The organism is Clostridioides sp. LIBA-7678, assembly GCF_056716065.1.
The window spans coordinates 1,691,812-1,703,237 of record NZ_CP196987.1 but is presented as its reverse complement, the minus strand read 5'-3'; the positions used below and the strand labels follow the sequence as shown (position 1 = coordinate 1,703,237).

General features: G+C 25.8%; 14 protein-coding genes and 1 riboswitch. Of the genes, 5 read left to right on the top strand and 9 right to left on the bottom strand.

Going from position 1 to position 11,426, the window contains the following annotated elements:
• Positions 1-126 precede the first annotated feature (126 nt).
• Positions 127-1,101: a DUF2232 domain-containing protein gene (locus ACTG46_RS08295; protein WP_479923925.1), complete on the bottom strand. Its 975-nt coding sequence runs from the start codon at positions 1,099-1,101 to the stop codon at positions 127-129.
• 172 nt (positions 1,102-1,273) lie between these two features.
• On the opposite strand from ACTG46_RS08295, the gene ACTG46_RS08290 reads away from it, so the two are divergent.
• The 3 genes from ACTG46_RS08290 to feoB all read left to right on the top strand — a co-directional run bounded on the left by ACTG46_RS08290 (position 1,274) and on the right by feoB (position 4,414).
• Entirely contained in the window at positions 1,274-1,720 is a 447-nt protein-coding gene (locus ACTG46_RS08290) for a GNAT family N-acetyltransferase (RefSeq protein ID WP_054270011.1), read from the top strand.
• 320 nt (positions 1,721-2,040) lie between these two features.
• Positions 2,041-2,268, top strand: coding sequence for a FeoA family protein (locus ACTG46_RS08285; RefSeq protein ID WP_003420037.1), 228 nt, complete (start codon positions 2,041-2,043; stop codon positions 2,266-2,268).
• Between the two features lie 25 nt (positions 2,269-2,293).
• Positions 2,294-4,414 (top strand): ferrous iron transport protein B, encoded by a 2,121-nt coding sequence (gene feoB, locus ACTG46_RS08280; protein ID WP_054270010.1) that lies wholly within the window; start codon positions 2,294-2,296, stop codon positions 4,412-4,414.
• Positions 4,415-4,543: 129 nt separating this feature from the next.
• Here the strand turns inward: feoB and ACTG46_RS08275 are convergent, their stop codons facing one another.
• From ACTG46_RS08275 to ACTG46_RS08250, 6 genes are all read right to left on the bottom strand, one after another.
• The gene (locus ACTG46_RS08275; protein WP_479923924.1) at positions 4,544-5,362 is read right to left on the bottom strand and encodes a MerR family transcriptional regulator; all 819 of its coding nucleotides are present in this window, start codon (positions 5,360-5,362) and stop codon (positions 4,544-4,546) included.
• A gap of 242 nt (positions 5,363-5,604) precedes the next feature.
• A complete protein-coding gene (locus tag ACTG46_RS08270; RefSeq protein ID WP_223195560.1) occupies positions 5,605-5,988 on the bottom strand; it encodes a BlaI/MecI/CopY family transcriptional regulator in 384 nt (127 codons plus the stop codon).
• A gap of 25 nt (positions 5,989-6,013) precedes the next feature.
• A complete protein-coding gene (locus ACTG46_RS08265) occupies positions 6,014-6,409 on the bottom strand; it encodes a BlaI/MecI/CopY family transcriptional regulator (RefSeq protein ID WP_223195559.1) in 396 nt (131 codons plus the stop codon).
• Positions 6,410-6,618: 209 nt separating this feature from the next.
• A riboswitch (cyclic di-GMP riboswitch) is annotated at positions 6,619-6,714 on the top strand.
• Between the two features lie 216 nt (positions 6,715-6,930).
• Positions 6,931-7,107: a hypothetical protein gene (locus ACTG46_RS08260; RefSeq protein ID WP_021385485.1), complete on the bottom strand. Its 177-nt coding sequence runs from the start codon at positions 7,105-7,107 to the stop codon at positions 6,931-6,933.
• 117 nt (positions 7,108-7,224) lie between these two features.
• The gene (locus ACTG46_RS08255) at positions 7,225-8,046 is read right to left on the bottom strand and encodes a hypothetical protein (RefSeq protein ID WP_479923923.1); all 822 of its coding nucleotides are present in this window, start codon (positions 8,044-8,046) and stop codon (positions 7,225-7,227) included.
• A 39-nt stretch (positions 8,047-8,085) separates the two neighbouring features.
• Positions 8,086-8,304, bottom strand: a complete 219-nt coding sequence (locus ACTG46_RS08250) for a helix-turn-helix transcriptional regulator (protein WP_479923922.1) — start codon at positions 8,302-8,304, stop codon at positions 8,086-8,088.
• A gap of 160 nt (positions 8,305-8,464) precedes the next feature.
• Here ACTG46_RS08250 and ACTG46_RS08245 point away from each other — a divergent pair, with 160 nt between their 5' ends.
• Complete coding sequence (locus ACTG46_RS08245) at positions 8,465-8,887, top strand: hypothetical protein (protein ID WP_479923921.1); 423 nt, start codon at positions 8,465-8,467, stop codon at positions 8,885-8,887.
• A gap of 12 nt (positions 8,888-8,899) precedes the next feature.
• Positions 8,900-9,100: a hypothetical protein gene (locus ACTG46_RS08240; protein WP_479923920.1), complete on the top strand. Its 201-nt coding sequence runs from the start codon at positions 8,900-8,902 to the stop codon at positions 9,098-9,100.
• 98 nt (positions 9,101-9,198) lie between these two features.
• Here the strand turns inward: ACTG46_RS08240 and ACTG46_RS08235 are convergent, their stop codons facing one another.
• Both ACTG46_RS08235 and ACTG46_RS08230 read right to left on the bottom strand, forming a co-directional pair.
• Positions 9,199-10,488, bottom strand: coding sequence for an ABC transporter substrate-binding protein (locus ACTG46_RS08235; protein WP_054272105.1), 1,290 nt, complete (start codon positions 10,486-10,488; stop codon positions 9,199-9,201).
• Between the two features lie 296 nt (positions 10,489-10,784).
• Positions 10,785-11,300, bottom strand: coding sequence for a hypothetical protein (locus ACTG46_RS08230; protein ID WP_167640270.1), 516 nt, complete (start codon positions 11,298-11,300; stop codon positions 10,785-10,787).
• Positions 11,301-11,426: the final 126 nt, after the last annotated feature.

The window sequence follows — 11,426 nt, the reverse complement described above, 5'->3', positions numbered from 1 at the left end:
CAATTACAAGAATTTTTTCTTAACTTACTCATAATATATTATTATTTTTACATTTTGTCAACCTTTTTTATTATTATATACATGTTTTTTTACATTATACTATCTTTTTATATTTTTTACCAATATCTAAAATTTATTTTCAATCAAGATATTAATTTGTTTATTGACAATATTAGTCTGATTCAATCTTATATTTATTTTCTTATTTAAAAACGCATTTACTATTATTAAACCAACCATAGTCACATTAAACATAAAAAATAATAATAAAATTATTATTAAAAAAGAAATTCTAGCATATAATAATTTTCTAAATTTAGATATTATAAAATTTTGCAACGACATACATGAATCTCTAACTATAAAATAAACACATAAGTAAGCAATTGATATTAAGATTGTTTTTAAATAAACAAAATCAACTTTAATATTTAATAACTTTAAAATTTTAAAAATCACTAAATAAGAAACACATATGTAAAAAACTTTCTTAGAACAACATAAAAATTGATTTAGACTTCTAAAGTTTTTAAATATCAAATATTTTTTTAAAGAATTTGAACCTAATATATGCAATTTATGTCCCAAAATCAAACTTAAAAAATATATACAAAAGACCATCCCAAATGGAAACAATGTTATCATCAAATAATAAATAATATTTGCATATCCATTAAAATAAATTAATTTACTATATCCCTGAAATTCTTTCATAAAGCTATAACCTATTAATGCTGAAGCATATATATCAATAAAAACCATTACAATTATTCCAAATATTGAACCATATACTAAATCATCCATCACCATTGTAGGTTTATTTATAAAATAACCACACATTATACCAAGTAATACACTCTGACTTGCCCAAATAGCAGTTCCGAGATTTCCAAGTACTAGAGAAATTATTAAAAGTGATGTAAATCCAGATAAAACAGTGTACTTTAAATCACATTTTAAGCATATTATACAAAAAAATATTGGTACTATAAAATCTAGATAAATAGCATATCCAAATCCAGTACCCACAGCTATAATTGTCACTACTATAAATAAAGATGACAATAAAGCAGCTTCAGTTAATTTTTTAGTAGTATTCAAAACAAGTCCTCCATAAATCATAAATTTTCTAATTAAAACTTTATTTTTAATATAGTATATCACTTTTTTAAAATATTTTTAATAAATATAAATTTTAATGAAAGTATCTATATTAGAAATGATATAATATATCTTAATATTCAGTTTTTTAAGACACTAGGAGGTAGTTACTATGTTTAAAATTAAACACTTTAATGATTTAAATTTAGATGAGTTTTATGAAATAGCAAAATCAAGATATGAAGTATTTGCTTGTGAGCAAAAAATATTTTCATTAAACGATTATGATGATATAGATAAAAACTCTTATCACATATTTTTAAAAGAAGATGGATTGATTTGCGCTTATGCTAGAATAATACCTAGAGAATATAGCTCTTATGATGATGTTTCTATTGGTAGAGTTTTGGTTCTCTCTAGTCATAGAAAAAATGGGTTAGCAAAACAAATGATGGATTGTGCTATAGACTTTATAAAGATTAATTTACATGAAAACAATATAACTTTATCAGCACAAGCTTATGTAAAGAATCTTTATTTATCTTGTGGTTTTAAAGAAATATCAGAAGTGTATGACGAAGCTGGCATTGAACACATTAAAATGAGATTACAGTGTTGACAAGCTAATATTGTTAATATATAATTTAAGTATAAATAATATATTGAATTGATATTTAGGTATTTGAAAATACCTTATATGGAGTCAGAAGGCTTTTTGCTTTCTGGCTTTTTTTATTACTAAGATTCAATAATTATATAGATTCAAAATGTTAATTTTTATTCTATATTCTACTTTCCCCAAAAGTAAGAATTATACCCAACTTTGTGATAGGCATCTTGCCTATCTTTTTTTTGTGAAAGTAACAAGGTAATAATATAATGCATAGTTTAAAATAAGAAGATTAGCTCAGGCTAAATTTCATGCATGGAGGTGCTACTATGAAAAACCTTAACGACATTCAAGTGAAAAAAACTGTTAAAGTTGAAGATATATTGTCCAGTGGTAATTTAAGAGAAAGAATGTTAGCGCTTGGTCTTACTAGAGGAGCTGTTATAGATGTAGTTAGAAAAGGTCCAAAAAACAATTTAACTGTCTACAAAATCAGAGGTAGTAAGATAGCTCTACGACAAGAAGAAAGTAGCTTAATATTAGTTTCTGACATTTAAAATTTTCTAGCGGGAGGATATTAATATGGGTTTGACACACAACTCAACCAAAATGAGTTCTTTAAAAGACATGTTTGATATAGATAACAAAGAAGACCAGTTTGTAATTGCATTGGCTGGTAATCCAAATACAGGTAAAAGTACTGTATTTAATCATCTTACAGGGCTTAGACAACATACTGGAAATTGGCCAGGAAAGACTGTAGCTACAGCTCGAGGTAATTTTAAATATAAAAATGCTGAGTATGCATTAATCGATTTGCCAGGAACATATTCTCTATTTGCCTTGTCACAAGAAGAAATTGTGGCTCGCGATTTTATATGTTTTGGTAATCCAGATGCAGTAATAGTAGTATGTGATGCTACATGTCTTGAAAGAAATTTAAATTTGGTGTTTCAAGTGATGGAACTTACAGATAAAGTTATTTTATGTATAAATTTAATAGATGAAGCTAGGAAAAAAGGAATTACTATAAATACAGAACTCCTAGAGGAATCTCTTGGCATTCCAGTTGTTTTAACTGCTGCAAGAAGTGGTTCTGGTATGGATGAACTATTAGATACTTTAAATGATGTGTCTTTTGATAAATATAAGTTCAATAATAAACCTGTAAAATATAGTGAAAATATAGAAGATATGGTAAAATCAATTCAGCCAGAATTGGATAACATCATGCCAAATATAAATTCTAGATGGTTAGGTCTTAGACTTATTGATGGTGATGAAAGTATTTTTGAATCTATGAGCAACTATATAGATAAAGATTCAATAGATGCTATTAATGAAGTAAAGAAAAAAGTTCCAAATGATATAAATAAACAGAAAATCAGAGATGAATTTACTAAGATTAACTATGATTATGCTAAAAAATTAAGTGAGGAATGTTCTTCTAACATTCCTAAAAAATCAACTGATAGAGAAGAAAAAGTAGATAAAATATTAACATCCAAAGTATTTGGGCTTCCAATAATGCTTTTATTATTAGGTACTATATTGTGGATTACTATAGAAGGTGCTAACTATCCATCCACTTTACTGTCTAATTTGCTACTTGGATTTGAGCCAAGTATTTCAAGCGTGTTAAATAGTATTAACTGTCCATCATGGTTAAATGATATGTTGGTTTTAGGATTGTACAGAACCTTAGCATGGGTAATTTCTGTAATGTTACCTCCTATGGCAATATTCTTCCCATTATTTACCTTGCTTGAGGATTTTGGATATTTGCCAAGAGTTGCATTCAACTTAGATCACCTATTTAAAAAAGCTTGTGCACATGGTAAACAGTGTTTGACTATGTGTATGGGATTTGGATGTAATGCAGCTGGAGTCATTGGTTGTAGAATAATTGACTCTCCAAGGGAAAGACTTATAGCTATACTTACGAATAACTTTGTACCTTGTAATGGTCGTTTTCCTACTCTGATAGCTATATCTACAATATTTTTTAGCTCAGTTATAACTAGCTCTTTTGTATCAAGTATAGCAACTGCATTTTGTATAACTTTATTGATAATTTTAGGTGTTTTAATAACATTGTTAGTTTCTTATACTCTTTCTAAGACATTATTAAAAGGAGTTCCTTCAACTTTTACATTGGAACTTCCCCCTTATAGAGTTCCTCAAATAGGAAGAACTTTATATACTTCCATAATAGATAGAACAATATTTGTTTTAGGAAGAGCTGTAATGGTAGCCATACCTGCTGGTGTAATAACTTGGATATTTGCAAATATCTATATAGGAGATTTAAGCATATTATCACATGTTGCAAATTTTTTGGACCCTTTAGCTAAAGTAATTGGTCTTGATGGTTTTATATTGATGGCTTTTATTCTTGGTTTCCCAGCAAATGAGATAGTTATACCTATACTTCTGATGGCTTACCTAGCAACTGGTTCTATGATAGAATTAGATAGCTTTAGTGCTTTAGGTCAAGTTCTTAGAGAACATGGATGGACTTATTTGACAGCTTTAAATGTTATGCTGTTCAGTTTACTACACTGGCCTTGTGCAACAACACTTTTAACAATAAAAAGAGAAACTGGAAGTCTAAAATGGACTGCCTTAGGATTCTTAATGCCTACTGTACTTGCTTTTGTTGTTTGTTTTTTAACAACTACAATTTACAATTTATTCATATAATTAGTATTTACTGACATTAAATGTACCTTATAGATACTGTTTAAACCTTTATATACTATTATAAAATATAGAGATATACTCAATACTAAGTATAATTACTTAATGTTTGAATATATCTCTTTTTGATTCTTATCTAGATACTTGGATTGAAATCTCAGTCATATAATTATCTTCATTACTTTCACAAAAGAAATCGAGTATACTCTCCTCATATGAATTTCCAACAATTTTATATTCATTCTCATATATATATTTTTTCAACTTCTCATAAGATTTATATGAGTCTTCATATTTTCCAATATGCTTTATACATGCATATATTCCCTCTGGTTTTATATATAACTTTTTTTCTTTTATTTTTTTATCTATTTTCAAATAGAAACTTGCTATGCTTAAGTAGTCTCCATTTTTTATATTCTCATTACTTACCATTGCTCCTAACTCATATCCTTGATACAAATTTTTTGATTTACAGTAATTAGTGAAATCTATTAATTCCATCATGAAATCGCCATTACTTATACTAGTCAAGTCACTTGATAAGACTAAGTATTCCTCAAATCTTTTAGACATATAAATTTCTTCACTATTCATTTTAGAAATTCCTTCAACTGTTGTATTTATTCTGTTTTGTATCTTTGAACTTATTTTTCTTAATTTTTTTATTTTTTCTCTTATATTTTTTTCTTCTTCTTTAAGCATTTTCACGCAAAGTTGAGGACTTCTATTTTGTATATATTCTTTTATTTCCTCTAGACTCATTCCTATTTCCCTTAATGATTGTAATATGTCTAATGTATCATATTGATAAACCGAATAATATCTATAATTATTTTTATCTTTATATTCTGGAGAAAAAATCCCTATTTTATCGTAAAAAATTAATGTCTGTTTAGATATTCCACACAACTTTGCAAATTCTCCTGTGGTAAAATACTGTTTTTCCAAGGGTTATACACTCCTTTTCGTTTTGTTGTCTATATAGTTACTATATTCTTTATTATTGGTTAAATCAAGTAGTTATTATTTTAGAAAATCAATATATTTTTAATTTCAAAGTTTAAATGTCAGTTAGATGTCAGTAAAATATTTTATCCACAATTTTTATATAACTTTTCCACATCTTATCCACAAAATTATCAACAACAATAAAAAGGTAGCTCTTAATATAAGTGCTACCTTTTTATACATCAATCTTCATCTTTCCAAGTTTTTATCCATTCTCCTATTTCTGCTATTTTATCTTCTGTTATTTCTTCTCCATCGTGTAGCTTTGAAATCAGTTCTGATAGAGGATTGTTATGTAAACCTCCAAAAATTCTTTTACCTTCTAATTTTAAATATTCTTTTTCTTTTACTAACACTGTATAGTGTACATGTTTTCCAATTCTTTGAGAGATTAAAAAACCTTTTTTAGTTAACCTTGTTAAAAGCGTAATTGTAGTTGTATGTTTCCAACCATATATTTTTTCTATCTCATCTGCAACATCTTTCGATATTACAGTTTTATAACTTGAGTTCCAAATAAACTTCATGATTTTTAGTTCTGCATCTGGTAATTTCTTATTTATCATAATATATCCCTTCTTTCTATAAAACTCAAACTTGTCTTTTTATCATATCTTTTATATTTGTTATGAATTTTTTAAATTTTTCTTCTATCATTTGATTCCTTCTATGTATAGTTGTAAATATTCGAGTAAAAAAATCATCATCTATATTTATATTTTTTTCTTCTCTTATAGCGTTTAAATATTCTTTTTTAGTTACTAGCACCTCATAATTAGATTTAAAACTCACTATTTTCTTTTTTAATACTTTCATCTTTACTAATCTTTTTAGGAGAATTTCTGTAGTACTTTTTCTCCATTTATACCTTTCTTGCATTGCCGAGATTATTTCTTTTTTATATAGAATAGACTTTTTCCTCCACATATATTCCATTAACAATAGTTCCCCTCTACGCAATTTAGCCATTACCTCTTGCTGCTCCATTTGTATGTCACTTCCTCATTTAGTCTAACTTAAACTAATAATAGGAGCTTTTTAATACAAAAACTACAGGTAAAATTTACCATTTATTCTACTTATTTAGTTTGTTTTTATATATAAAAAATATTATTAATATCTATAAACTTATTCAATTTTCAAACACATATGTTGAATAATAATTAGTTCTATTGCATTGTTTTAATTGCAGAATAATACTAAATTGGTAAAACTAGAGGAATTTAGTGACGCAAAGCTATAGGGGCTAATATTTATAAAATTCTTATAAATTATGTCCTCCTGTTACCAAAAACATATAGTTATTTTTGTTTTTATGAAAGTTTTTTAGGTGGGCAATAATATATATACTTAGAGATAAAATAAAATATATTTCTAGTATTCACAGTTTTATTTTTTGTTAAAATGCGATATAATAAAGATGTAAAATCGCATCAAAAATAAAAAAAGAAACTACAATCTATTAGCCTAGAGCGAAGTTTCAAATTCAAAATAATTTAAGTAATGATTTATTCATTGAAATCGTCTTGATTGCCGTCAGGACGATTTCTTAGTTTATGTAAAGATTCTTTTAATTTACTTATAGAATCTAATAATCTTGTTATAGACTTTACTATTGTTGTAATAGATTTTATTATAATAGTAATATAATACGCTATAACAAGTATAAACATAAGTGTTTTCATATACTCACCCCCTTTCATATGAAGGTGATTTCTGAAAACTTTCGCCCTTAGATTGTAGTTTCTTGCAAGATATATTCTTGCATTTTAATTATAACATGATTTTACAATTATCAAATATCATTTTTCATCAATTAACTTAAAACTAAGATTTAGAAGATAACTTTCTTCTCCATTTTCTTCCATAGTTCTATTACAAAGATATCCTAAAATTGAATATTTTTTTTGCACTAATTTTCCTTGAACATTTTTACAATTTATTTCAAGTTCTCCTAATGGCATATTCTCGTAGCTCTTATCAATCTTTAACTCTTTATTTTTTATTGAAATATATTTTGTTAAAAATATTATTAACATATTCCAACTCACAAATAAATATGTTTTCTTTATTTCTTCAAATTTGCATGATTTTATTACTTGAAATATATTTTCTCTTTTATCTGGATTTGTTGAAACACATACTGAATTAAACACGGCTTCAAGATACTGATTTTCTTTATACTTGTTAAAAAAATCAATCTTATCCTTTTTACTTGGTTGATTCCAAGCCATAGAAACATAAAGACCATGTTCTTCACCCAGGTTCATAAAATCAATATAAATTGAACCGCTTCCATAATTAACATCATTTTCTAAATGTTCTATTTTAAAATGTTCATCTTCTGGATTTTTACATACTAGTAATGTTTTTTCCAAAGGTACTATAAATGGGTCCTTCTTATCCTCTTCTTCTTTTCTTGACTTATCACTAGATTTGATAGTATACAAAACCCCAATTAAAGTTGCTAATCCTCCAAAAATTCCGCCTAAATAACTTCCCAAAAAGGAAAATAAAGCTCCATTATTACTTGGTGGTAAATATTTATCTATTGCTATGGGTGTTCCAATAACTATTGCTGATAATACAAGTAAAATAGCAAATCCTATTAAAATTTTTCTCATTAACAAATCCCCTTAAAATATTATTTTAATATAGTTATATTAAATAGTTTCTTTTGTATCATTCATAATAAAATAAAAATCAAATTCACAATCAAGCACATTTGCAAATTCCCTAATTTCTTTTTCTGAAAAATTGTCTCTTGAAAATTTATTTGAAAGATTTTGTCTTGTTTGTCCTGTTTTTTCAGCTAACTCACCTATAGTTATATTTTTTCTTTTTAATATTATCTTTATCTTTTCTCCAAATGAAATTGACATACCAAACACCTCACTTTTCTATATACAATTATACACTATATAGTTTCTTTTATCCATTTTTATTTTACAAAGAAAACTAAATAATTTCATTTTTATATTTACAAACGACACTTTATAGTGTACAATATGCTTAACAAAATAATTATTGGAGGTATTTAAGATGATGAAATTTGAAATTGGCAAAACTTATACAACAAGAAATGTATGTGACTATGACTGTGTGTTCACTATAGAGGTTATTAAAAGAACTGATAAAACTATAACTTATAAAGAAGAAGATACTGTTAGACGTGCTAAAATTAGATTTAATAATGATTGCGAATACATAAGAATAGGAAATTATAGCATGGCACCTAATTTTAGTGCTAAAGACTTAGTTATAGAAGATAAAGAAAGTATATCTAATATTGAAAAATATTTCGTAATAAGTCGCTACTACGACAATGGTAAAACTATTGCTTTTATGGAAATGAATAGCACTAAATATAAAACTGAATATATTAGAAACTTCGACCAATACGTTGATGAATTTTCTACATTAGAAGAAGCAGAAAAATGCTTACAAGAATGTCTTAGTGCTTAAGGAGTGATATAAATGTGTTTTAAGACTTATATACTAAAAAGAGTAGTAAATAACAATCAACTAGAAATAACTCGAAGTTTTGACTTAGATAATCTTATTTGTACTGCAACAGAGATTTTGAAAGGTAATGAGATTGATTTGATAATTACAGATGAAAAAAACAAGGTTGTTTGGAGAAATGAAAAAAGCACTCCCCAACATGAGAATGCTTAGTTACAGATATAGAAGTGTACTGCGAATACACTTCTATTTTTTTATTATATCATATAATTTATGTTGTTAAAAAGACCTATTTAACTCGATTTTAAAGGCTATTTAGAAATATTCTTGATAGTTTTTTTAGAATATCTATCTTTTATTTCTTTAAATCCATCTTCAATACTTATTTTTCCATTAATAATATTGGGTATAACTTCTCTTTGTGATTGTTGATAATTAACATAATCATTAAATAATATAAATTCGTTTTTGTTTGCATATCCTGGTTTATCTGGATATAAAATATTTGGATTTTTTAAGTTATAAAAATCTCTACACTTATCAAGAATTTCCTTATCAACATAACTAACAAATGGATACATCCCAAATAATCTACCATCAACACCTTTATTAGCAAATTCCTTACTAAGAAAATGATTTAATATTTTTAGTGCATTTTCTTTGTTAGAAGCGTTAGCAGGTATTGATATATCTGTAGTGTTTAGATAAATTTTATCTTTAAACCCTTTATAAGAAGGAATTTCAAAAACTTTATATTTACCCATAGAATCTTTATAATTCATTATTTCAATTCCTTGAATAAATTTCATAGCTATCTTGTCATCAATAAACATATCAGATGTATTTATTGTTTTATGTATACCATAATCTTTATACAAATTCATAAAAAATGTAAATACATCCATCCATTTATCATCACCATAAATAGTTCCTTCTGATTTTACGGATAAATTAAATGGTGTTGTTAGAACTTCAAAATCCTGAAAAAAGCTTTCTGTGCCATTCATACCTAATGACAAAGGATAAATATCACTAATATTATTATCTTTTATTGAACTTTTAATATCCTTTAATATTTTTAAAACATCTTGCCAAGATCTTATTTCGTTTGGAATAGGTACATTTAACTTTTCAAAGAGATTTTCATTTATCATAATAAAATTTGATGAAAAATATGGTGAAATAAAATATATATTACCATTACCTATTTCCTTGGATTTATCTATTATTGCAGGATAAATGTTGTGTGTATCTATATAATTATCTAACTTTAATAATTTTTCACCTTTCATAGAATCTCTTAAATATTCATTTGGAATATCTAATAGTAAATCAATGTTATTATTATTATTTAATTTGTTTATTAATTGAACTTTAGGATATTCCCAAAAATCATGTTCTTCTGAAATTTCATTATCATCTATAACATAGTCTACTTTTAGATTTATATTTAATTCTTTTTTTAAATAATTTTTTAAAGTGTCATAACTAGAAACTTCACTTTTATACAAAACTAATCCATTTATACTTTCTCTATTTTGAGAAAATATTAATACTGAACATATGAGTAATGCTCCCAATAATATAGTCAATTTTTTCATATTCATGCCCCTATTTTAAAAAATAATCCTTAATTTAAGCATATATATTTTTCTGAATTTTATAATTAGTATATATTCAGTACAAATAATATCAATAATTATGCATATAACACTTATCCTGATACTTAGTGACACTATTAGAAGTGTTTATATTAATAATTTATCTAAGCTTCAATATAATTATTATTAATCTGTTTAGATAATAAATTTTAAATAAATAATAATACTATCCTTTGAATAAAGAGGCTTCTTTACATTTGGATAAGCCTCTTTATTATTAAATATTTTATTGTATTTTAGTAACGATAGTTAAATTGACCTGATGCAGATTGTACTGGTGCATTTGGATCATCAAATGATAAATTATAATAGTTAGCTAATCTAAGTCTACGGTCAGACCCAACTGTATCATTGTGAGCCAAATCTATAGAAAGATTTCCATTATAAACTCCTGTTCTAGTTACATATTTTAGTTTTGAACCTTGTTTTGTTGTTATTTGATATTGTACGCCTGTTGAAGCTGTAGCTGTCTTAGTTCGTTGATAGCCATCTATTATTTTTTGGCGTCCTGTTGATACAAATGCACCTGATTGAGTATAATTCTTAAATTCCCCTGAATACTTATAAGTATACGTTCTAGGTTCTGCGCTACGTGTTGTTGGGCTTACATTTAATTCTAAACCTTGATAAGGTAATTCTCCTGTTTCTGGAGAGTATGTATTTTCTTCATCTGCATGCCCAATTAAAATACTTCCCCCAACCATTGATATCATTGCTGCTAATGTAATTATCCTTTTTGCTTTTTTAAACATAATAATATGTCCCCCTTTTCCTCTTTTAATTATAATTTTCTTAATTATATCATTTAATTTTTATTTTTCAAATTCTATATTTAGACATATTTTCATTTTTTTTTCATTCTATAATAATAAAGTGAA

Excerpts from the sequence above, each read along its gene's own strand:
- ACTG46_RS08290 (WP_054270011.1), top strand. The coding sequence starts at position 1,274 with ATGTTTAAAATTAAACACTTTAATGATTTAAATTTAGATGAGTTTTAT.
- ACTG46_RS08285 (WP_003420037.1), top strand. The coding sequence starts at position 2,041 with ATGAAAAACCTTAACGACATTCAAGTGAAAAAAACTGTTAAAGTTGAA.
- feoB (WP_054270010.1), top strand. The coding sequence starts at position 2,294 with ATGGGTTTGACACACAACTCAACCAAAATGAGTTCTTTAAAAGACATG.
- ACTG46_RS08270 (WP_223195560.1), bottom strand. The coding sequence starts at position 5,988 with ATGATAAATAAGAAATTACCAGATGCAGAACTAAAAATCATGAAGTTT.
- ACTG46_RS08265 (WP_223195559.1), bottom strand. The coding sequence starts at position 6,409 with ATGGAGCAGCAAGAGGTAATGGCTAAATTGCGTAGAGGGGAACTATTG.
- ACTG46_RS08260 (WP_021385485.1), bottom strand. The coding sequence starts at position 7,107 with ATGAAAACACTTATGTTTATACTTGTTATAGCGTATTATATTACTATT.
- ACTG46_RS08255 (WP_479923923.1), bottom strand. The coding sequence starts at position 8,046 with ATGAGAAAAATTTTAATAGGATTTGCTATTTTACTTGTATTATCAGCA.
- ACTG46_RS08250 (WP_479923922.1), bottom strand. The coding sequence starts at position 8,304 with ATGTCAATTTCATTTGGAGAAAAGATAAAGATAATATTAAAAAGAAAA.
- ACTG46_RS08245 (WP_479923921.1), top strand. The coding sequence starts at position 8,465 with ATGATGAAATTTGAAATTGGCAAAACTTATACAACAAGAAATGTATGT.
- ACTG46_RS08240 (WP_479923920.1), top strand. The coding sequence starts at position 8,900 with ATGTGTTTTAAGACTTATATACTAAAAAGAGTAGTAAATAACAATCAA.
- ACTG46_RS08235 (WP_054272105.1), bottom strand. The coding sequence starts at position 10,488 with ATGAAAAAATTGACTATATTATTGGGAGCATTACTCATATGTTCAGTA.
- ACTG46_RS08230 (WP_167640270.1), bottom strand. The coding sequence starts at position 11,300 with ATGTTTAAAAAAGCAAAAAGGATAATTACATTAGCAGCAATGATATCA.